Annotated in this window: 16 protein-coding genes and 5 pseudogenes; 5 read left to right on the top strand and 16 right to left on the bottom strand. The window is 40.7% G+C overall.

Annotation, left to right across the window (positions count from 1 at the left end):
- A partial coding sequence (locus PRIP_RS16075) for an immunoglobulin-like domain-containing protein (RefSeq protein ID WP_241434067.1) occupies positions 1-542 on the bottom strand: 542 nt, incomplete at its 3' end.
- A gap of 29 nt (positions 543-571) precedes the next feature.
- Complete coding sequence (locus PRIP_RS16070) at positions 572-1,834, bottom strand: immunoglobulin-like domain-containing protein (RefSeq protein WP_052008668.1); 1,263 nt, start codon at positions 1,832-1,834, stop codon at positions 572-574.
- A 1,229-nt stretch (positions 1,835-3,063) separates the two neighbouring features.
- On the opposite strand from PRIP_RS16070, the gene kdpF reads away from it, so the two are divergent.
- The 5 genes and pseudogenes from kdpF to kdpDN all read left to right on the top strand — a co-directional run bounded on the left by kdpF (position 3,064) and on the right by kdpDN (position 8,617).
- Positions 3,064-3,141, top strand: coding sequence for a K(+)-transporting ATPase subunit F (kdpF, locus tag PRIP_RS18160; RefSeq protein WP_077912875.1), 78 nt, complete (start codon positions 3,064-3,066; stop codon positions 3,139-3,141).
- Positions 3,142-3,160: 19 nt separating this feature from the next.
- Positions 3,161-4,835: pseudogene (gene kdpA, locus PRIP_RS01630) on the top strand (potassium-transporting ATPase subunit KdpA).
- A 12-nt stretch (positions 4,836-4,847) separates the two neighbouring features.
- Complete coding sequence (gene kdpB, locus PRIP_RS01625; RefSeq protein WP_036099072.1) at positions 4,848-6,878, top strand: potassium-transporting ATPase subunit KdpB; 2,031 nt, start codon at positions 4,848-4,850, stop codon at positions 6,876-6,878.
- 13 nt (positions 6,879-6,891) lie between these two features.
- A pseudogene (gene kdpC, locus PRIP_RS01620) lies at positions 6,892-7,450 on the top strand (potassium-transporting ATPase subunit KdpC).
- A 15-nt stretch (positions 7,451-7,465) separates the two neighbouring features.
- Positions 7,466-8,617, top strand: a complete 1,152-nt coding sequence (gene kdpDN, locus PRIP_RS01615; RefSeq protein WP_036099071.1) for a KdpD-like non-kinase potassium sensor — start codon at positions 7,466-7,468, stop codon at positions 8,615-8,617.
- Positions 8,618-8,659: 42 nt separating this feature from the next.
- Here kdpDN and PRIP_RS01610 read toward each other — a convergent pair.
- The 14 genes and pseudogenes from PRIP_RS01610 to PRIP_RS01545 all read right to left on the bottom strand — a co-directional run bounded on the left by PRIP_RS01610 (position 8,660) and on the right by PRIP_RS01545 (position 22,489).
- A pseudogene (locus PRIP_RS01610) lies at positions 8,660-9,314 on the bottom strand (TetR/AcrR family transcriptional regulator).
- A gap of 15 nt (positions 9,315-9,329) precedes the next feature.
- Complete coding sequence (locus PRIP_RS01605; protein WP_036099097.1) at positions 9,330-10,496, bottom strand: ABC transporter permease; 1,167 nt, start codon at positions 10,494-10,496, stop codon at positions 9,330-9,332.
- Positions 10,496-11,221: an ABC transporter ATP-binding protein gene (locus tag PRIP_RS01600; protein ID WP_036099070.1), complete on the bottom strand. Its 726-nt coding sequence runs from the start codon at positions 11,219-11,221 to the stop codon at positions 10,496-10,498. The genes PRIP_RS01605 and PRIP_RS01600 overlap by 1 nt, the downstream gene beginning before the upstream one ends.
- Before the next feature lie 416 nt (positions 11,222-11,637).
- Complete coding sequence (gene coaA / locus PRIP_RS01595; protein WP_036099096.1) at positions 11,638-12,558, bottom strand: type I pantothenate kinase; 921 nt, start codon at positions 12,556-12,558, stop codon at positions 11,638-11,640.
- 136 nt (positions 12,559-12,694) lie between these two features.
- A pseudogene (locus PRIP_RS01590) lies at positions 12,695-13,538 on the bottom strand (TIGR03943 family putative permease subunit).
- Positions 13,539-13,552: 14 nt separating this feature from the next.
- Positions 13,553-14,572, bottom strand: coding sequence for a permease (locus PRIP_RS01585; RefSeq protein WP_036099069.1), 1,020 nt, complete (start codon positions 14,570-14,572; stop codon positions 13,553-13,555).
- A 128-nt stretch (positions 14,573-14,700) separates the two neighbouring features.
- Entirely contained in the window at positions 14,701-15,144 is a 444-nt protein-coding gene (locus tag PRIP_RS01580; RefSeq protein WP_036099068.1) for a VOC family protein, read from the bottom strand.
- 112 nt (positions 15,145-15,256) lie between these two features.
- Positions 15,257-16,330 (bottom strand): ABC transporter substrate-binding protein, encoded by a 1,074-nt coding sequence (locus tag PRIP_RS01575; RefSeq protein WP_036099067.1) that lies wholly within the window; start codon positions 16,328-16,330, stop codon positions 15,257-15,259.
- Positions 16,327-17,136, bottom strand: a complete 810-nt coding sequence (locus PRIP_RS01570) for an ABC transporter permease (protein ID WP_036099066.1) — start codon at positions 17,134-17,136, stop codon at positions 16,327-16,329. Before PRIP_RS01570 ends, PRIP_RS01575 begins: the two co-directional genes overlap by 4 nt.
- Positions 17,133-17,940 (bottom strand): annotated as a pseudogene (locus tag PRIP_RS01565) (ABC transporter permease). Before PRIP_RS01565 ends, PRIP_RS01570 begins: the two are co-directional and overlap by 4 nt.
- A gap of 3 nt (positions 17,941-17,943) precedes the next feature.
- Positions 17,944-19,035 carry an ABC transporter ATP-binding protein gene (locus PRIP_RS01560; RefSeq protein ID WP_036086058.1) on the bottom strand — a complete coding sequence of 364 codons (1,092 nt, stop codon included), beginning with the start codon at positions 19,033-19,035 and terminating at the stop codon, positions 17,944-17,946.
- 13 nt (positions 19,036-19,048) lie between these two features.
- Positions 19,049-19,591, bottom strand: coding sequence for a helix-turn-helix domain-containing protein (locus PRIP_RS01555; protein WP_036099065.1), 543 nt, complete (start codon positions 19,589-19,591; stop codon positions 19,049-19,051).
- A 178-nt stretch (positions 19,592-19,769) separates the two neighbouring features.
- A complete protein-coding gene (locus PRIP_RS01550) occupies positions 19,770-21,830 on the bottom strand; it encodes a Na+/H+ antiporter (protein ID WP_036099064.1) in 2,061 nt (686 codons plus the stop codon).
- A gap of 14 nt (positions 21,831-21,844) precedes the next feature.
- Entirely contained in the window at positions 21,845-22,489 is a 645-nt protein-coding gene (locus PRIP_RS01545; RefSeq protein ID WP_036086062.1) for a GTP pyrophosphokinase, read from the bottom strand.
- Positions 22,490-22,582 lie beyond the last annotated feature (93 nt).

Raw genomic sequence — 22,582 nt, 5'->3', positions numbered from 1 at the left:
TTTGGATCGAAGCTGTCTCCTACTGTTAATGTTTTATCGCTTCGCTGGTGATTTCCGGTTTGGTTTGTTGTCTGGAGCATCGTTTTACTTGTGACTGTGATTGTTTTTGTCGCTGTATTTCCTGCGGCATCTGTCACAGAGTAGGTTACATTGTAAGTGCCGGCTTTAGATGTATCCACATTGTTGCTTGTCACTTGGATTTTGCTAGTGATGTCGCCGTCTTTGTTGTCAGTGGCTGTAACACCTGCTTTTGGATCAAAGCTGTCTCCTACTGTTAGGGTTTTATCGCTCGCTGTGATTTCTGGTTTGGTTGTGTCTGGAGCATCGTTTACTGTGACTGTGATTGTTTTTGTCGCTGTATTTCCTGCGGCATCTGTGACCGAATATGTTACATTGTATGTGCCGGCTTTGGATGTGTCTACATTGTTGCTTGTCACTTGGATTTTGCTAGTGATGTCGCCATCTTTGTTGTCATTAGCTGTAACACCTGCTTTTGGATCGAAGCTGTCTCCTACTGTTAGGGTTTTATCGCTCGCTGTGATTTCTGGTTTGGTTGTGTCTGGAGCATCGTTTACTGTGACTGTGATTGTTTTTTTGTCGCTGTATTTCCTGCGGCATCTGTCACGGAGTAGGTTACATTGTATGTGCCCGCTTTGGATGTGTCTACATTGTTGCTTGTCACTTGGATTTTGCTAGTGATGTCTCCGTCTTTATCATCGCTGGCAGTAACGTCTGCTTTTGGATCGAAGCTATCGCCTACTGTTAGGGTTTTATCGCTCGCTGTGATTTCTGGTTTGGTTGTGTCTGGAGCATCGTTTACTGTGATTGTGATTGTTTTTGTTGTATTGTTTCCTGCGGCATCTGTGACCGAATATGTTACATTGTATGTGCCGGCTTTGGATGTATCCACATTGTTGCTTGTGACTTCAATTTTGCTGGTAATATCACCATCTGTATCATCATTTGCAGTGACATCCGCTTTTGGATCGAAGCTGTCACCCACTGTCAATGTTTTGTCACTGGCTGTAATTTCCGGAGGCGTCGTATCTTTTGTTACATTTTCGATAGTTCCTAATTTAGGGAAAAACAGTTCTCCTCCATTTGGTGACATTAATATTTGTAGGTATGTCTGATTTCCAGTTGCAGTAAATGTTACTGTATCCGTATAGGTGTCACCCCAATTTTGCAATTCTGGGATATAACTTTTAGCTAAAGGATTGGAATGTTCTAAATTTTGTAGTAAACCACCTGTGTAGTTACTGAACGCAATAACCCCGTACCTAGCAGGAGTTCTGGAAGAACCCAATGCCGTATACGTAAAACTATACGTACGTCCTGGTACGGTATTGAATACTTGGCCAAGCCCTTGTGTACCCGCAGTTGGGTAATCACCCGCTTTGACACTCACCATCGTCCCATACTCGGTATTTCTCATAATACTAGCAAGAGGTAAATAATGCCCGTTTTGCGCACCGTCAATAGTATAGTTGTCTTCGACATCAGATGAACCATCATAATGGTCTGTCGACTCATAAACAAATTTATTAGTAGAAAAAGTACTTACAATTGCCCCCCATGCGGACAAATTATTTAGTGATGTGTCTAATTGGATATCACCAGAGTCTCCAACTGTAGCGCCAACAACTGGTTTAGTTTTTGTGCTTGTCGTAGTTGACTTATCTATCGTGCTTGTTACACTTGGCACATTTGTTTGATTTGTCTGTACTTGATCGGCTAGTACGTTGTACGGTATTGTCGAAACAAATTGACTAGCTACAATAGCTGTTGTGAGCGCCCCTATGCCTACCTTTTTTAGTAAACTGTTTTTATTCATTTTGTAGTCTCCTTTTTTAATTAATTTGTTACCATTGCCTTTTTACACATTCCTAGTAGTCGGCTTTTGATTTATTAAGAAACAAGAATTTGGTGTTAAAAAAATATTTATTAGCAGATAATTCCGAATTTTTACTCTTTTTAAAGCAAAATGGGAAGTTTGATTATCTATTTAATAAAATATCCCCTAGAAAGATGAAATGACAGCTTCTCTCATGAATCAAAATAGGAATGTAACACAAATTATACATTATTTCTTTCGGATTTTTACGAGTAATTTAGGCGATGTTTTTTTCTTTTTTTGTATATATATTGTTACAGAGGTACTTTAAATTATACATAAAAGATATAAAAACTAATTAAATCTTTATATATATACTATTATACTTAATATAAAGGATTATATAGATAAATAATCTATTATTATCCTTCTAACCCTTAAAATTGCTTTTCTTTTCATTATTAAGCATTATAAAAAAGTAGCGGGAAATACGAAACGTTTGGAAATGCTAAAAATGATGTATTAGCTCTACTTTTAATTTCAGAAATTATTTTTGGTGTTGTAGTTGTGCCAATTTGGAAGGGAGATTGTGTATATAAGATTTACTGGCACTATCTTTTTAAATGATGTGTGTTGTTATAGATGTGCAACAAATCTGGATTAAGGAGATTTGCAAAAAAAAATGCAGATATGGCTGTTCCTAATTAAGATTATGGAAGCGATTCTTAGTATAGGTTAAAATGCTCGTAAAAATGGTTCTATTAAGGATATATTAGTGCGATTATTTCTTGTATTTAGAAAAAATATGACTCATAAACTTCTTTGCATAAATTTATTAATAGAAGTAATATGTCGTTTTTTATAACACTTTCTGCCTTTTTTATTTTGTCTCAAAACGTTGTGCCATCTCACTTGTAAAAATTATTTAAGATTTGGGTTTACTTTTTGTTTAAATAGGAGTATGATATGTCGCATAGCTCGGAAATGGGAATAATAGTTCACTTTATGAAGTACTGGTATAACTAGGGTTTCGCGTTTTTTTGTAGCTATGTTGGCTTTTAAAAAATCAGTTTTTTAACAATTGCATAAGCGTGATTTATTTGGAGACTGAACCTCTATTTCACGATTTAGAAAAGGGAGATGAGATGGCGTTTAATTCCTCGTTCTATATCCGCGGATTGGGATCTGGGGTATTTTTTTATTGGAATGATGACTGAGGAGGATTTACGATGATTGCGATTTTGTTGTTTGCTGTATTGTTATTAGGATATCTCGTGTACGCACTGGTTCATCCTGAGAAATTTTAATTGAGGGAGATAGTTAAACGTGGAGATTTTACAGATAGTTGTTGTCATTTTGATTTTGTGTTGCTTAATCAAACCGCTTGGAACGTATATGTATGCGATTTATGCGGGGGCACCGATGAAAGGTAATCGTTTTTTTGAAAAGGTGGAACATGGTATTTACCGTTTGGCAGGCTTGAAGGAACGCCCAGCAATGAGTTGGAAGCGATATGCTGCTTCCTTGTTACTCTTGAATGGGATTTTGATAGTGTTTGGTTTTTTGGTTGTTTTTATGCAAGGTTTATGGGCGAACCCACATGGTTTACGTGGGCTTGATCCGACGCTTGCTTTTAATACAGTGATTAGTTTTATGACGAATACGAATTTGCAGCATTATAGTGGTGAAACAGCACTCACGAACATGACGCAGATGGTTTTTATTACGATGATGATGTTTACCTCAGCGGCTACTGGACTTTCGGTAGCGATTGCGTTTATTCGTGGGATTACGAGTAAGGGCACGACGCTTGGGAATTTCTATGAGGATTTTACACGCTCGATTACGCGCTTGTTGTTGCCTTTTTGCGTTTATTTTGACGCTTGTCTTGGTGGCTCTTGCGGTTCCTCAAACGCTTGCTAGTTCGCATACGGTGACAACGCTAGAAGGTGTAAAGCAAACGATTGCGCTTGGTCCGGTGGCTTCGCTTGAGGCGATTAAACACTTAGGTACGAACGGTGGCGGATTTTTCGGAGCCAATTCGGCGCACCCTTTTGAGAATCCAACCCCACTGACAAACGTGATTGAAATGCTTGCGATGTGGGCGATTCCCGCTTCACTTACCTATACTTACGGACGTTTTGCCAAAAATCAAAAGCAAGGCTGGGTTATTTTTTCCGCGATGTTTGTGTTATTCCTTGTTTTTCTTGGTTTGATTTTCATGTCGGAAAAAGCGGGAAATCCAGTATTGACGCAACTTGGTGTTTCGAACGCGCAAGGCAGTATGGAAGGTAAAGAAATGCGCTTTGGGCTTGGTGGCTCCACCTTGTTTAGTACGATTACGACGGCCGCGACGACTGGGTCGGTGAATAATATGCATGATACGCTGACACCGCTTGGTGGCATGGGGGCGCTTGCCTTGATGATGCTTAATGTTGTGTTTGGCGGCGATGGCGTTGGCTTGATAAATATGTTGATGTACGCGATGCTTGGTGTCTTTTTGTGTGGTTTGCTCATTGGTCGTACGCCAGAATTTTTGGGACGCAAAATTGAGCCGCGCGAAATGAAGCTGATTACGCTAACATTACTCGTGCATCCGATTATTATTTTAATTCCAACAGCCGCGGCTTTGCTGACAACGGTCGGTACGGAAGCCATTTCTAATCCTGGTTTTCACGGGATGACGCAAGTTCTGTATGAATTTACTTCTTCTGCGGCTAATAATGGTTCTGGATTCGAAGGTCTTGGCGACGATACGTCTTTCTGGAACTTGATGACTGGAGTCGTGATCTTCTTAGGACGCTATATTTCCATCGTTTTGTTACTTGCCGTTGCAGGTTCGATGACGAAGAAACAATTCATCCCAGAAACGATTGGGACTTTTAGAACGGACAATGGCTTGTTTACGGGTATTTTAGTGATGGTGGTGCTCGTTATCGGTGCTCTAACCTTCTTGCCTGTTTTAGCACTTGGTCCAATTGCCGAAAGTTTAACTTTGTAGGAGTGTAAAAAAATGGAGAAAAAAATGGCGTTATTTAACCGTGATATGATATTCACTGCGATAAAAAATAGTTTTATAAAATTAAATCCTGTTGACATGATTAAAAATCCCGTCATGTTTGTTGTCGAAGTCGGAACTTTTGTTGTCTTGTTGCTTATGCTTTTCCCTTCCTTTTTCGGCGTCACTGGCGCATTTGGTTATGAATTAGCGATATTTATCATTTTGTTCGTAACAATTCTGTTTGCCAATTTTGCGGAAAGTCTTGCGGAAGGGCGCGGCAAGGCACAAGCCGATTCGCTCAAGAAAACGAAGTCAGATACGACTGCAAAACTGCTTCAAAAAGATGGCTCAGTGAAACAAGTACCTGCATCTAACCTGCATAAAGGGGATGTCGTACTCGTGGAAGTTGGCGATTTAATACCAAGTGATGGCGAAATTATCGAGGGCCTTGCTTCCATCGATGAATCTGCAATAACCGGTGAATCTGCTCCTGTCATCAAAGAAAGTGGCGGTGATTTTGCTTCTGTAACTGGCGGAACAATGGTGTTAAGTGATGCCATTAAAGTCCGCATCGAAAGCAATCCTGGTGAATCATTTCTTGATAAGATGATTTCCATGGTAGAAGGCGCTAAACGTCAAAAAACGCCGAACGAAATAGCACTCACAATTTTGCTTATTACGCTCACGATTATTTTTCTTATTGTTGTTATTACACTTTATCCGATTGCTCGTTTTAATGGTGTTATGCTGTCGATGACGACGCTTGTTGCTCTGCTCGTTTGCCTTATTCCAACGACAATCGGTGCCCTCCTTTCTGCTATTGGTATTGCGGGAATGGACCGGGTGACTCGTTTTAACGTTCTAGCGATGAGCGGGAAAGCCGTGGAAGCTGCTGGAGACATCAATACGATTATTTTAGATAAAACAGGTACGATTACGTTTGGAAATCGGATGGCTAGTGAATTTTTGCCGGTTGGTGGACATTCTGTGGCAGAAGTTGCAGAAATTGCTGCGATTAGTTCTTTAAAAGATGACACGCCAGAAGGAAAATCCGTGCTTATCCTTGCAAAACAAATGGAAATCGCGTTTCTGGACGATACATCACAAATTGCCGAAGAAATCGAATTTCAAGCAAACACTCGTATGAGCGGTATCACTTTACTAGACGGACGCAAAATTAGAAAAGGCGCAGCCGACTCGATTAGCCGTTGGGTACAAGATTTAGGCGGCGAATTACCAGTAAATATGCAAGAAGTTGGCGACAGCATCGCTCGGCTTGGCGGAACACCACTTGCCGTTTCGGTTGATGATGAAGTATATGGCTTTATTTATCTAAAAGATACCGTGAAGCCTGGTATGCAAGAACGCTTCGCCGAACTGCGCAAAATGGGCATTAAAACAATTATGTGTACCGGCGACAACCCATTAACCGCTAAAACTATTGCGGCAGAAGCAGGCGTGGATGACTATATCGCTGAATCCAAACCCGAAGACAAAATCCAAGTCATTAAAGACGAGCAAGCACTCGGTAAACTCGTAGCAATGACAGGCGATGGCACCAATGATGCGCCGGCACTTGCCCAAGCAGACGTTGGACTGGCGATGAATTCAGGAACAATCGCAGCTAAAGAAGCCGCAAACATGGTCGACCTTGATTCGGACCCAACAAAAATCATCGAAGTCGTTTCTATCGGGAAGCAACTACTGATGACTCGTGGTGCACTAACAACATTCAGCATTGCAAATGACATCGCTAAATATTTCGCGATTATACCAGCGATGTTTGCTATTGCCATCCCTGCAATGAATCAACTCAATATCATGCAACTCGCTACCCCGACTAGTGCCATTATCTCGGCTTTGATTTTCAATGCGATTATCATCCCGATTCTAATACCATTAGCCATGAAAGGCGTGAAATACGTTCCAATGAAAGCCAGCAAGTTACTACAAAAAAACCTATTCATTTACGGACTCGGCGGAGTTATCGCCCCATTTTTCGGTATAAAAATAATTGATTTGGCCGTTTCGGTCTTCATCTAGGAGGAAAATAAAGATGAAAGCATTACGATTATCACTTGTCTTTATCGTTATTTGCGGACTGATTTATCCGCTCGCAGCAACCGGAGTCGCCCAAGTCATTTTTCCAAGTAAAGCAAATGGCTCCCTCATTGAAAAAAATGGAGAAGTCGTTGGTTCAAAATGGATTGGTCAAAATTTTGCATCGAATAAGTATTTTCACGGCCGCGTTTCATCCATTGCTAACAACGCTAGCGCCAGCGGTTCTGAAAACTTAGCTCCGTCCAATCCAGAACTAAAAAAAAAAACGCGTGGAAAACAGCATCGCAACACTACAAAAAGAAAACCCAACAATGTCTAGCAGCAATATCCCAGCCGATCTTGTCACTAATTCAGGCTCTGGACTTGATCCCGATATTTCCGTCGCTAGCGCGAAACTGCAAGTAGACCGCGTTGCCAAAGCAAACCAACTCGATACAAAAATCGTTTCAGAACTTGTATCTGATAACACGACAAACCGCTCCCTTGGTATTTTTGGCGAACCACGCGTTAATGTTTTGCAACTGAATTTAGCACTAAACGAACTCATTGATTAAGGAGGTGACACATCGATGTCCGAAGAACAAGATTTTTCATTCCGCCGCAAAACCCCTGAAGAACTTTTAGAAGAAATCGAACGGCTAAAAAAAAGGCAAACTAAAAATCTATATTGCTCTGCGCCTGGTGTTGGAAAAACGTACCGCATGTTGACAGAAGCACACGAACTTGCGAAAGAAGGCATCGATGTCGTTATCGGCCTTGTCGAAACGCACAATCGGGAAGAAACTGCCGCCATGATTGGCGATTTAGAAATTATTCCGTTAAAGAGCATCGACTACAAAAGCACCACCTTTCACGACCTCGATGTAGAAGCAATTATTGCTCGCAATCCTGATGTGGTTGTCATTGATGAACTCGCTCACAGCAACATTCCAGGCTCCAAGCACGCCAAGAGATTCCAAGACGTACTGGAAATTCTCGACCACCGAATCAACGTGCTATCTGCAGTTAATATTCAGCATTTAGAGAGTCTGCACGATGTCATTCAAACAATTACGGGTGTCAAGGTCCGCGAACGCATTCCCGATTATCTGCTAGACGTCGCAAGCGAAGTCATCCTCATTGACATCACTGCCGAAACACTTCAGAAACGACTACGCGAAGGTAAAATTTACGCCAGCAACAAGATTAATCAATCCCTTGAGAATTTCTTTACACAGCGTAACCTTTCCGCACTCCGAGAACTAGCTTTGCGAGAAGTCGCCGATGACGTAGATGACAAAACTGATAAAGAAGAAGCGAGGCGCCAAGCCATCGCCATGAATGAAAAAATTCTTGTTTGCATCAAAAACGATGACAACGCAGAAAAACTCATCCGTCGCGGCTGGCGTATTTCCAATCGGTTACGAGCCGAACTATTCATTCTAACGGCAATATCAGGCGATTACAATGAACTCGATCCCTATACACAGAAAAAATACAGCACGTGGAAAAAACTCGCCACAGAATTCGGTGCTACTTTTATCGTGGAGAAAAAAAATAACCGTAAAATTTTTCATGTCATCACAGAGATTGCGAAAAAACACCACATCACGCAAATCATCCTCGGCCAATCCGTCAAAACCCGCCTAGAAGAACTCACCAAAGGCTCCATTGTCGGCGCGATTATGCGCGAGACTGATGGCATTGATATTCATATCGTCGCTGATTCACGCAAGAATTAAACACAAAAGAAGGAACCTCCGCCATCGAGATTCCTTCTTTTTTCATGATATACCATTTAAAATACACGTCACCGTGCGTTCGATTTCAGCATCATCTTCCCATTTTGCGTGAGGCATAATCATAAATCGCGTTATTAAAAAGCCCATTATGTTTGTAATCAATGCCCGCATAATTGTACTATTGGGCATATCATTAACCTCCCCACGCGCTTTATAGAAATTAATAATCCGATCAAACTGATCCTTGACATGCACCATAAAAATTTTCGAAAACTGTTCTCTCATCTCATCATGATACAACAATTCCTGCATATAAATCTTTAACACACTACTATTCTCGCGCGCAAATTCAAATCTATTCCGAATTAACGCCATCAAAAACGACCTAAAATCAGGATATTCCTGCTCAAAAACCTCTGCAACAAAATTTCGAGCTAAAAACGGTGCAACACTCTCAATCATAATTGGCATCGTAATCGACGTCAGCAAATCCTTCTTCGTTTTATAATGCCTAAAAATCGTCCCTTCCGCAACACCCGCACGCTTCGCAATCTCACTCGTAGATGTTGCTGCAAAACCGCGTTCTGCAAACAATTCAATCGCCGCCGCAACAATTTTTTTTCTGTTTTTCACTCATGTTTTTATCTTGCTTCGCCACTTCTAGCATCTGCGTCAGAATATCATTATTATCCACCATTTCCGCTACTCCTTTCTACATTTTACGATATTTTTTCAAGGCAAAAATGTTTAAAATCATAAATACGAGTGCAAATCCTACTAAAATATAGAAATCTGTTGCAAAACCAGCAAATCCCTCGCCTTTCACCATAATTGATGTCAACGCATCCGCACCATAATAAAGTGGCATAATATGCGCAATCCACTGCAACCAGTCCGCCATTCCTTCTAACGGGAAAATCCCACAGAATAAAACTTGCGGTACAATAACAATCGGAATAAACTGCACAATCTGGAACTCATTATTCGCAAACGTCGATAATAAAATTCCCAACGTCAAAGCAACCATCGCTAACATCAACGTAATCAATAACACATACCAAATCGAGCCCATTTGTACCATATCTAGCACATGAATCGAGTATAGCGCCACGATAATCGACTGCGCCAAAGCAAAAATCCCGAAACCGAGTAAATACCCCGTTTCCAATTCCCAACGCCTAATCGGAGTTGCCATCAAACGCTCCAGAGTTCCCGTGGTCCGCTCACGCAAGAACGAAATCCCAGCAATCAAGAACACAAAGAAGAAGACAAAGAAACCAATAAAGATCGGTCCAATCGTATCAAAAAACGTCGTATCCGCATCCCCATATATATAATCCGTCGAGATGGCCAACTGCTGCTGATCTGGAATTTGCAAATTCACTTTTGGAATAGCTAATTGCTGACCCGTTTGTGCTGCATATTGTTTCGCCACAGCCGCCAAGGACTGTTGCACCTTTGCCGCTGTTTCCTGCATGGATTCCCCAAACTGTTTCATCGCATCTTTCTGCTCCGCCATCAAAGCCGCCTGCAATTTCATCTGAATTTGCTTACTAACCCCTGGATCACTATTCTCAAAAGTCAATTGAACATCTGCCCCATCTTGTTTGATAAAAGCATCCAGATCATCTGACTTAATCGTATTTTTCACATTAGAAACAGTGTCATACTGCTTCACCTTAATATCCGTGTCCTTCAGTTGTGCCACCATTTCCGATGACACGCCCTGTACACCGACTTTCGGGTCCACCGCATCTCCATCAAACAAATAGTTAATCAGCGTAATCAAAATCAGTGGAGCAATAAACATCAGTGCTAATGTTCGTTTATCCCGTCTAAACTGATTCGCAATCCGTTTCACAATCGCCATGACTCTTATCATGATTGCGCACCTCCGAACTGTAAGAAAGCATCTTCTAATTTTCCAGTAGATGTCTTCGCCTCAAGCTCCTGAGGGGTGCCTACCGCGATAATTTTCCCATTACGAACCATCGCTAGCCGGTCACATTTCTCCGCCTCATCCATCACATGCGTTGTCACAAGAATACATTTCCCCTGTTCCTTCAACGTATCCAGCTCATCCCAAATCGATTTACGCAACTCCGGATCAATTCCGACAGTCGGTTCATCCAAAATCAACACATCTGGGTCTTGCAACATCGAAATCGCAAGTGACAAGCGCCGTTTCATCCCACCTGAAAAATCACTTACCTGCTTGTTTAACTCATCTTCCAAATTTACTAATTTCGCCGCATATGCAATCCGTTCCTTGCGCTTAGCCCCTTTCAAAGAATAAAGCGCCGCGAAAAATTCCATATTTTCCTTCGCAGTCAAATCCATATACAGCGCATCCGACTGTGCCATATATCCAAGTTTTCCAATAACACCAAGATTCGGCATCCGCGTATCTAAAACCGTCACCTCACCAGTGTCTCCTTTTTCCATTCCAACAATAACCTTCACAAGCGTCGTTTTTCCAGCACCAGAAGGACCAATTAACCCAAAAATCTCACCCTTATTCACTTCCAGTCCAATATCCGTCAAAATCTGCTTTTTCCCAAACGATAGCGCAAGATTATCTACCCGAACTGCTACTTCTCCCATTTCAAAAAACCTCCTCCACAAAAAATGAGTGATTACTCACTTTTATTGTACATCAAAAAAAATAATTGTAAAGCAATACGCTACTAAGGGCTTAAAAATCCATATAATCATTTAAAAAACAACGTTGTGAAAAAAGCTTAAACACTGCCAACAGCCGTGCTATAATGGATTTGTCGTTAACCTTCGAGCTCATTTTTATGGTCCGATTCTTGTAGGAGTGACACTCGTTACTTACAAGTACTGGTTGGAGCATCGTAGCAGCCGGACCAAAAATGGACGATAAAAGTCCCAATCACAACGCAATAAAAAAAGCCCCGATGTCTTTGAGCAGCTTCGAGGCTCTTTTGTGTGTCTATCGATTCTCTTTTTCCTTAAAATCCTTTTAGCACATTTCTTATCTCTTTTCAACTCTATTTCTACTTCCTCAAATAAACGTCTGAAATCAGATGATCTGCGCCTTTTTTCAAAATGAGTTGGGCGCGGTATTTGGTTCGCTCAATGTTTTCCTTCAGATTAACCCCATTGATTTTCTCCCAAGTGTCTAAAGCAAACTGGCGAGCTTCATCTTCGCTAATTTCTGTATACCGATGAAAATACGAGCTAGTATCTTGAAATGCTGTCTCACGCAACAAAAAAAACCGCTCCAAATACCAGCGTTTAATCTGGCTTTCTTCTGCATCAATATAAATGGAGAAATCAAAGAAATCACTCGGAAAAACTGCCTGTTCAGGATCTACTTGTAACACGTTAATCCCTTCCACAATCACAATATCCGGCTGATTAATGACGCGCGTCTCATCCAAAATATCATATGTAAAATGCGAATACAGCGGTACTTCAATATTCTCTTTGTTACTTTTCAAATCATTCAAAAAAGCAACAAAACGCCCCCTATCATAGCTTTCCGGGAAGCCTTTACGCTCCATCAAACCTTTTTCTTCCAATACTGCATTCGGATGTAAGAAGCCATCGGTTGTGATAAGCTCTACTTTGCGTGTTTTAGAAAACCAGCGATCTAACATGATTTTGAGTACTCGCGCCGTCGTACTTTTACCAACAGCAACGCTTCCTGCAATCCCTATGACGAACGGTGTATGCGTGGCATGGCGCTTTAAATACTCCATCTTCTGGCCGTGGATAAACACTTGTTCATGGTAGTGAATCGCTAATAATTTAACGAGTGGTAAATATATTTCAGCAACATCTTCGAGTGAGATGCGATCGTTTAGTCCTCTAATATTTTCGAGTTCTTCCGCTGTTAACATCTGGTCTTTACTTACTTCCAGCTTACGCCAATCTTCGCGCGGAAAGTGAAAGTAGGGTGAATAATGATTCATATTCATTTCCATCCTTCTCTAGTTTGTTTTCGTTTTCACACGGTTAAGCATAACGCATCTTCTTCATTTACGCAACAACGTATATTGAGGCGCTATCTATAAATCAAAAACACGCCGCAATACACATTGCCTAAACTTAATAGGTACGATAGACATACACATCTTTCGGTTTTGGAATTTCGCCGTATTTTTCTACTTTTACAGCAGGAATATCCATTTTGAAAGGAGCATAATACTCTTGTGCAATCGTTCCGCTCACTTTCACCCATGTGTCATTCGCAAGGTCGGTCTCCCCATCCGGCATATTTACAAGCATACCGTACACGCCAGAGTCGGCCACACAGTGAATAATACCGAACCGAAAAACAAATAAGTTGCCACCTTTTGTTACAGGATCATTATACACAAAACCAGTAAATTCAATCTGTTTCCCTTCAAATTCACCAGGATACGTATAAATAATTTCCATTGTCATTAAATAATTCGCATCTGTCACCTTAATCGGATTGTCATGAATAATCGCGGCTTTTTCCTTAGCAATCATCTTATCGTAATCAGATTTACCAAAATAACCACTCGTATCAGGTTTCAAAAATTGGTTCATCGCGTAAGGATCATCACCAGCTGCATTATTCTTCGGAAAGTGAAAACCCTTCGCATCAACAATCGTTGAATTCAAGGTAGCGATTGGAAACATAAATCCAGCGACTAACGGATAAATTAGCAAGCCATACACTAAGATTTTACGCCAGAAAGTATTCTCGCCTTCATGTGTATGTCCATTATGGTCGTGGTCATGCTCCAAATCTTCGTCACGGAAAATCATAATTAACTGTACTAAACCGAGTAAAAAAGGCTGCAATCATCGCCGCTAGTGATAAATAGGAGTACTTCATATTGATGTACTTACTAATATCCCCAGTAATATGCAACTGCATCAAATAGAAGGCGAAACCAAATAGTATAAAAACACGAAACATAAAACGCCCTCCTCCTAAATTAATAATGCATAAACAAACACAGTAATGGTTACACCAACAACAATAAACGCGACAAATTTTGCTTTAAAAGTTGCCATCATCATCATCAAATTTTTAATATCAAGCATTGGGCCGAACACTAAAAATGCGACGATGGATTGTGTAGAAAAAACACTGCGGAATGACGCGCCAATAAAAGCATCTGCTTCCGAACAAAGCGATAAGATGAACGCAAGTACCATCATGAGTAAGATGGACAAAACAGGTCCATGTCCAATAGAGACAAGTGTAGATGTTTTAATATACGTCTGCATTGCCGCCGCAATCAATGCGCCAAAGACGAGAAATTTTCCCACTGAGAAAAACTCATCTACTGCGTGTTGTAGCGTATGCCAAACTTTGGACTTCATCGTCACCACTTCTGCTTCATGTTCGTGATGATGGTGCTCATGGTGATGTTCTTTTTCGTGTGCTAATGTATGCGTCGAACCTGTTGATATACCGACATCCATTCCTGCAATCGCCATGACTGGTTGTTGTTCTTTCGCCTTCTTCTCACCAGCAGTTTCATATAACATAAATTTCTCTTTCAAGCCGTTCCCTTTATAAAAATAAGCAATCGCGCAGCCAACGACCATCGCGACGACTAAGCTCCCTGCAACGCGTAATAATGGTATTTCCCACGTACTTCCAAATGCGACATATGTTGAAAATAGCACTACAGGATTAATAATCGGTGCCGTTAACATAAATGCAATTCCCGCATGCAGTGGTACTCCTTTTGCAATCAAGTTTCGAACGATAGGTACAATTCCACATTCACATGATGGAAAAAGTACACCAATCACTGAACCCACAATTACTGCTAAAAACCGGTTTTTCGGCATTATCTTAGCAATAAACGCTTCAGAAATAAACATTTGAATGAAACCTGCAATAAAAACACCAATCAATACGAACGGTAAGGCCTCAATCATAATTGAAATAAAAATCGTATTCATCTGTAAAAATGAATCAGGTAAATGTTGAAACATGTGTTCACTTCCTTGCACTTTAAAGTTTTGCTAAGCTAACTTCTTGATTTTATGCTTCTTTTGCAAGGAAATCAAGTTAAAAAAAGACACATCCTCGCTGAAACCGCAAGAACATGCCCTTTTTATGATTATTGTAATTTAGAATATGGCTGTGCGTGGAACATCCACAGAAGACCATACTTATCTTTAATGATTCCCATCTTGCCACCCCAGAATTGCTCCTTGAGTGGATCAATAATTTCAACACCGCTTTCTGTCACTCGTTTGTATAGTGCATCCAAAGCCGCTACATCATCTGCATCTTCTGAGTTGAAATCAAGCATTAATGTGACGCTTGATGAGAATGAATCCGCATCGCCGAAACGGTCACTGCAGAAAATCGTGTTTCCTAGAACAACAAACCCACCGTGGATTGTTGTATTTTCAAGGTTTTCCGTTGAAACTCCCCATGCTTTAGCCATATTTTCATCCATCGGCATGCGTTGCAATAGCGTTGCCCCAAATACATCTTTGTAGTAATCCATAGATTCTTTTGCATTCTCAAAATTTAAATAAGGATATAACTTTGCCATTTCTTTCTCCACCTTTCGAATTGTGCTACATCTGGATTATAGACGATGAAAGGTTTCATTACAATAAATAACTGTCAAAAACATCGTGATTGGGCGATTTTAGTTAAATGGTCTACTTGCGATACATCTTAAATTCTAAAAATAACTCATTGTAGTAAGACAACATCCGCTTACCGAGATTATCATACACTTCCAAGTTCTTCAATTGGTCTAGGTCTGGATAGAAACGTTTATCAGAAGACATTTCTTTTGGCAAAAGTTTCACTGCCGCTTCATTTGGCGTCGCGTACCCAACATATTCCGCATTTTGCGCTGCATTTTCAGGTTTTAGCATGAAATTGATAAATTTATGCGCCCCATCGACATTTTTAGCGGTCTTCGGAATAACCATATTATCAAACCATAAATTAGAACCTTCTTTTGGAATCACATATTCTAAATTCTTGTTTTCGCTGAGCATCTCTGCCGCTTCCCCAGAGAAAGTTACCGCCACGCCAGCTTCGTCGCCTGCCATCAAAATCTTGATTTCATCGCCAACAATCGCTTTTACGTTCGGCGTCATTTCTTTTAGTTTCATCAAAGCTTCTTGCAGTTCCGCCTTGTTCTTACTATTCAGTGAGTAGCCAAGACTGTTTAGCCCAAGCCCCATCACCTCACGCGCACCATCGATAAGCAAAATTTGATTTTTCAATTCAGGGCGCCATAAGTCATTCCAACTCGTGAACGGAATATCTTGAATCATTTTCTTGTTGTAAATAATGCCGAGCGTGCCCCAGAAATACGGCATCGAATACTTATTTCCTTCATCAAAAGACAAATCCATGAAACGCGGATTTAAATATTTCATATTCGGCAACTTCGATTTATCCAGCGGAATCAACAAGTTCTCTTCGCGCATTTTACTGATCGCATAGTCACTCGGAACAGCAATGTCAAACGTTGTCCCGCCTTGTTCGATTTTTGTCATCATCGCTTCATTTGAGTCAAACGTTTGATAAATAACTTTAATTCCTGACTCTTTTTCGAATTTTTTCAGTAAGGCAGGGTCCACGTAATCGCCCCAATTATAGATTGTTAGCGTGTTCCCGCCAGAATAACCTTCCGACTTGTTCAGTGAAAACGCAAGCACCATCATCAGCACCGCTGCAATAATAACCACACCAAAAACACGAACTAATTGCTTCATTTTGGCGGCACCTCCAATCCTTGCGTGCCCTTCGCGTTCCGTTTGTTAATGAAGTAATATCCAATAACAAGCACGATTGTAAATAGGAATAGCAACGTCGACAGGGCATTAATCGAAAGCGAAATCCCTTGGCGAGCCCGCGAATAAATCTCAACAGATAGTGTTGTGAAGCCATTTCCTGTTACAAAGAATGTCACCGCAAAATCATCTAATGAATACGTCAACGCCATGAAAAAGCCAGCAAAAACACCAGGCGCAATGTACGGCAAAATCACTTTGCTAAGCACATTCCATTGACTAGCACCCAAATCACGCGCTGCATCAATCAACGTTGGGCTCATCTCTTGTAATTTCGGCAATACCATCAAGACAACAATTGGAATACTAAACGCAATATGCGAAACAAGTACCGAAATAAAGCCTAATTTCACGCCTAAAATCGTGAAGAAAATCAAAAACGATGCCCCAATAACAACATCTGGACTTACAATTAAAACATTATTCAAGCTAAGCAAAGAGTTTTTCGTGAACGGACGTGGCATGTAGCGAATTGCAAGCGCACCGAGCACCCCGAAAATCGTCGCAATCACTGATGAAAGCAAAGCGACCACAAACGTATTCAACACAATAATTAACAATCGTGTATCCTGAAAAACCTCTTTATAATAATCCAGCGTAAAACCACTGAAATGGCTCATTTTCCCGCCAGCATTAAAGGAATAAAACATCAAATAAAAAATCGGTGCATACAAAACAATGAATACGACGGCTAAATAAATTTTGCCCCATTTGTTACCTTTTTTCATTTTGCCGCCCCTTTCCGTTTCGCGCCAGAAACAAACATAATGATAATCATCGCGATGATTAAGAATACACCAATGGTGGCGCCCATTCCCCAATCCTGCGTTACCAAGAAATGTTCTTCAATCGCGGTTCCAAGCGTAATAACGCGATTTCCAGCAATCAAACGAGTAATCATGAATAGCGAAAGCGCAGGGATGAACACCGCTTGGCACCCCGCTTTCACGCCATCCAGCGTAATTGGAAACACGACGCGCCAAAACGTGGTCCAACGAGAAGCTCCCAAATCTTGCGCCGCATTCGTTAGCGAGGGACTCATCTCCTCCAACGCATTAAAAATCGGCAAAATCATAAATGGAATAAAAATATACGTCGAAAACAAATAAGAAACTAAAATCCGTAAACAAAATCTGCTTCGTACCAACACCAATAAATCTCAAAAATTGATTCGCCGTCCCATATGTTCCGAAAATCCCCATAAACGCATAGGCTTTCAACAACAAATTAATCCATGTCGGCAAAATAATTAATAACAACCACAACTGCTTATGCTTTAATTTCGTCAAAACAAGCGCCGTCGGATACGAAATCAATAACGTAAATAGCATTATCAAAAACGCATACCAAAACGAACTCAGCGTCATTTTTAAATAAACAGGCGTGAAGAAATCAACATAATTCGAAAACGTGAAATTCCCATCAATATCAAAAAACGAGTAATACACAATCAACAAAATCGGTGCGATAACAAATAATAAAATCCAGATGGCATAAGGAACAAGGTAGAATGTACGCGCTCGCTTTGTCATCGCCTACGCCTCTTCATAACTTTCCAGACGCGCATCGAACTCTTCTTCTGTCTCACCAAGACGCATTACGTGAATCGCCTCAGGATCGAATGCTAGACCTAATTTTTCACCGATTTTTGCTTTTTTCGTAGAATGAACCAGCCACTCGTTGCCATCTTCATCAATACAACCAATTTCGTAATGCACCCCACGGAATAATACCCAGTCTACGGTGACACGCAAGTTGCCTTTTTCTTCGGTCGTAATTTCCAAATCCTCAGGGCGAATAATCACTTCCACAACCTCATTCGGGTTGAAACCTTGGTCGACACATTCAAAACGACGCTCCACAAATTCCACTTCGAAATCTTGAATCATCTTCCCAGAAACAATGTTCGACTCTCCGATAAAGTCCGCCACAAAGCGATTAATCGGCTCATCGTAAATATCAATCGGCGTTCCACTTTGCTGAATCTCGCCTTTATTCAAAACAAAAATCTCATCACTCATCGCAAGCGCTTCTTCCTGATCATGCGTCACAAAAATAAACGTAATACCAAGTCGGCGCTGCAAATCACGTAATTCATACTGCATTTCTGTACGCAACTTCAAATCCAGTGCAGATAACGGCTCATCCAGCAAAATAACTTCCGGCTCATTCACAATCGCACGAGCAATCGCCACACGTTGCCGCTGACCACCAGACATCTCCGTAATCTCCCGTTTTTCATAACCAGCCAAGTTCACAAAACGCAAAGCTTCCACGACTTTTTGCTGAATCACGTCTTTCTTCATTTTCTTAATACGCAAGCCAAAAGCCACGTTTTCAAAGACATTCAAATGCGGAAATAACGCATAATCCTGAAAAACCGTGTTTACAGGTCGCTTGTTCGCTGGAATTTCATTAATGACCTTATCGTTTAGAAAAATCTTGCCATCACTCGCCTCTAAAAAACCAGCAATCAGGCGCAAAATCGTCGTTTTACCGCAGCCAGAGGGGCCAAGTAATGTATAAAACTTCCCTTTTTCAATCTCAAAACTAACATTATCAAGTACCGGTGGATCATTATCGAACTGCTTTGTTACATTTTCAAAGCGAATAATTGTTTCTGCCATCCGTGTTTCCTCCTTACAAATACGAATCCGTCGCAACCAGAATGACGGTCGCTGGCGTGTCTTCTTCATTATATATTTGATGTTCATCCGAAGCATGGAAATAAATCGCTTCACCTTGTTTGGCAGTATATGTTTTTTTACCTAACTTAATCGTTACTTTGCCTTCTAATACATAGGCGAACGTTTCTGAAAGCGAGGGCTCGAACTGCTTAAATGCCCCTTTGGCAAACAATGTGACGTAGACCGGTTCCATTTCTTTCTCGTTAGACTCTGGAACAAGCCACTTTACTTGATACCCTTTTTCCTCATCTTCAAAAAAAGTATGCTCCGTTTCGTCGTACACTACTTTTTGTTCCTGCTCTGCTTCATCGAAAAATTCCTTTGGCGAACAGCCAAGCACTTCTAAAATATCAAATAATGTTTCGATGGAAGGTGAGCTTAAATCGCGCTCTAATTGCGATATGTAACCCTTTGTTAAATCCGTTCGTTCCCCAAGTTCTTCTTGCGTCAAATTCTTACTAAGTCGTAAATTCTTAATCCGCTTCCCTATATCCATAGTCGCAACCTTCCTGTTAGTTTAGTAGAAGTAAACTCCGAGTCATTATTGTTTAGTGATATTAAACTTCATGTTTACTACAGCATTGATTATTATACAACACGAAGTGACCTCCCCGCAATACTTTTTTACAAAAAAAAAACTAATGAAGATCTCATTGCTCCATTAGTTTTTTCATTTATGCTAAGTCTTCTGTTCCTAAATAATATGTCTCGTATAGGCTTAGATTTTGTCGTAGTTCGCGTGCTAGATCACGTGAAACTTTACCTTTTTCGAATAATTCTTGAATGATGTCTCGTTCTAGTTGAACAGCTTGTAGTTGGACATCTTTTTTCTGTTGTTCGAATTTCTCTCTTGATTTTGGTACAACGCGATCGCGGCGCATTTGTTCTGCGATACGTTTATTTTCATTAATAAGCGGCCAAATAACAGCCGGATTCATGTCTCCAAGGCGTTCGTTTAATTTCTCCGTCACGAATGCTGCATTTTTCTCACGTAGCAAACGGATTGTTTCCATTTGCGCACGGCCACGCTCTGGATCTTGTTTCATTTCGGCGATTCGTTCTCTTGCTCGCCTCCATTCTTTTGGATGTAACAGCTGACGGGTTAGGCGTTTAGCCATTATTCCCATCATACGATAACGCGTTCTTAATTTGTGCGTCAAAGCATTTTCTAACGCATCGATGTATTTTTCATAGCGGTACGCTGTTTTTTCATCTATTTCGCCGTTTTTAAGAAGTAGTTGGGTATTTTCGCGCTCCCAGCCTAAAATCTCTAAACGCAATTGTTGTTGACCAATCTCGATGTCACGCTGTTTCGTCATATCTAAATCTTGTTTTTGCACATCGCGCATCCGTTGCCGGTAGTCGTCCATCACAGCTTGTGCTGCAGCCTTGCTATCGGCATCTACTTCTTTGCCTAGGTTGTCAATCACATAGCGATAAACCATCAACTTCATTGTTTGTTCCGCGCGTGGACTGTCCGATTTCGTCTCATCTTTTCGAGCCAAAATTGGCAAAATCGCCGTCGCAATAATAAGCGAGCACAAAATAACGCCTGATGCGATACAAATGATGAGCGAGCGTTCCGGAAACGGGCTACCGTCACCAAGTACAAACGGAATCGACAGCGCCGAAGCTAGTGTTACCGCCCCTCGTACACCAGATAAGGAGGTTAACATCATAGCACGTAGATTTGGTTTACGCATATCCTCCTTTTTCATTAGATGCAGACTGAGCCAGCCCAAATGAATCCACAAGTAGCGAATCGCAATAAGCCCAAATGAGATAAGTAAAATATAGAGTAGCACCTGCCAATTACTAATGCCTGAGTTTTCCCATACGACTTGAATAATGTCCGGCAATTGCGTACCTAAAATAATAAACACTAAACCGTTCAACACAAAAATGATAACCGACCACGTTCCCTGCGATACTACGTTTAGCTTCACAGACATCGGGTCCATTTTCTTTCTTTCAAAAGCATGCATAATTCCAGCAGCAACAACGGCTAGAATTCCTGAAACATGAAATTCTTCTGCCACCAAATAAATCACAAATGGCGTCAAAATTTGAATTAACATATGTAATGTGACATCTTCCATACCCAGCTTGCGCATCCATTTTAAAAACCTGAATTTGATAAATGTTAACACGAGACCGCAAATAATCCCACCAACTGCAACCACAACAAATTCAACAGAGGCATCCCAAAGCGAGAACACACCAGTTACCATCGCTGCAATCGCAAATTGGAATGCTACAAGACCAGATGCGTCATTCATCAACGCTTCGCCCTCAAGCAAATGCGTGATTTTTTTTGGCAAATCAATACGTCCAGACAAAGAACTCACTGCTACGGCATCCGTTGGTGCAAGTGCCGCTGCCAGTGCAAAAGCTGCCGCGAGAGGTATCGTTGGAATCATCCAGTTAACAAAGTAGCCTACAACAAACACCGTTACGAAAACAAGCCCTAATGCTAACATCAGGATTGGTGCTCGTAAATTCCATAGCGCCTGTCGATCTGATCTCTTCCCGTCATTAAATAGTAGCGGTGCAATAAACAACACTAAAAATAATTCTGGGTTTAATTTCAATTCAAAAGCTAGCGGTAAAAATGCCACTAACACCCCTAATCCAATTTGAATTAGAGGTATCGATACGAATGGCACAAATCGATTAACAACATTCGAAATCAAGATGGCAGCTAACATAATGAGTACGTAATAAAATATATCCATCTTTTTTCCTCCCCTTACTCCTTGCCCTCTACCTCATTTTTATACTGGTCAATTTCATCATTTAAATATTTCATCTTATCATCCAAATGCTGAATAATGGCCGCAGCTTCATATAGTTCTTGCGTCAAATGCGCTGGAGCCGTTGATTTATACTTATAATAAATTTTATGTTCGAGACTGGCCCAAAAGTCCATCGCCACCGTACGAATTTGGATTTCCACACACATTTTGCGAGATGTATTTGTTAAGAAAATAGGTACTTCACAAATTAAATGAAAGCTCCGATACCCGTTCGGTTTAGGATTTTCTACATAATCTTTCACATTTAAAATAGTCATATCATCTTGGTTCGCTAACATTTCATAAATTTTATAAATATCTGAAACAAAAGAACAAGTGATACGGATTCCCGCGATATCACGAACATGAGCATAGGCGTTCTCTGGCGTTATATCTAAGCCTTTTCGTTCTAGTTTTGTTGTAATACTTTCAAAGCTTTTCACTCGTGATTTCAAATGTTCCATCGGATTATAATCATGAATAAATTGAAACTCATCATTTAAGATTTTTAACTTCGTATTGACTTCCTCTAGGGCGAAACGATGCATTAACATCACATTGCGCCATTCCTTTAATTCTTTTATAGAAGGTTGCTGCACAAAAATAACTCCTCTCTTCTTTCTATATTACCTTCTTATGTTACTACATTTTTGAATTTTTCGCACATCAATTCATCAAAATAAGGTGATTTC

The organism is Paenilisteria riparia FSL S10-1204 (genome assembly GCF_000525995.1).
Classification (GTDB): Bacteria; Bacillota; Bacilli; order Lactobacillales; family Listeriaceae; genus Listeria_A; species Listeria_A riparia.
The sequence above is the reverse complement of the archived record's forward strand: the minus strand, read 5'-3'. Positions and strand labels throughout refer to the sequence as shown.

Coding starts and splice junctions, on each gene's coding strand:
- PRIP_RS01555 (WP_036099065.1), bottom strand. CDS start 19,591: ATGGATATAGGGAAGCGGATTAAGAATTTACGACTTAGTAAGAATTTG.
- kdpF (WP_077912875.1), top strand. CDS start 3,064: ATGATTGCGATTTTGTTGTTTGCTGTATTGTTATTAGGATATCTCGTG.
- PRIP_RS16070 (WP_052008668.1), bottom strand. CDS start 1,834: ATGAATAAAAACAGTTTACTAAAAAAGGTAGGCATAGGGGCGCTCACA.
- PRIP_RS01600 (WP_036099070.1), bottom strand. CDS start 11,221: ATGGGAGAAGTAGCAGTTCGGGTAGATAATCTTGCGCTATCGTTTGGG.
- PRIP_RS01570 (WP_036099066.1), bottom strand. CDS start 17,136: ATGAAAAAAGGTAACAAATGGGGCAAAATTTATTTAGCCGTCGTATTC.
- PRIP_RS01585 (WP_036099069.1), bottom strand. CDS start 14,572: ATGTTTCAACATTTACCTGATTCATTTTTACAGATGAATACGATTTTT.
- PRIP_RS01550 (WP_036099064.1), bottom strand. CDS start 21,830: ATGGATATATTTTATTACGTACTCATTATGTTAGCTGCCATCTTGATT.
- kdpDN (WP_036099071.1), top strand. CDS start 7,466: ATGTCCGAAGAACAAGATTTTTCATTCCGCCGCAAAACCCCTGAAGAA.
- coaA (WP_036099096.1), bottom strand. CDS start 12,558: ATGAATCATTATTCACCCTACTTTCACTTTCCGCGCGAAGATTGGCGT.
- PRIP_RS01580 (WP_036099068.1), bottom strand. CDS start 15,144: ATGGCAAAGTTATATCCTTATTTAAATTTTGAGAATGCAAAAGAATCT.
- kdpB (WP_036099072.1), top strand. CDS start 4,848: ATGGAGAAAAAAATGGCGTTATTTAACCGTGATATGATATTCACTGCG.
- PRIP_RS01575 (WP_036099067.1), bottom strand. CDS start 16,330: ATGAAGCAATTAGTTCGTGTTTTTGGTGTGGTTATTATTGCAGCGGTG.
- PRIP_RS01560 (WP_036086058.1), bottom strand. CDS start 19,035: ATGGCAGAAACAATTATTCGCTTTGAAAATGTAACAAAGCAGTTCGAT.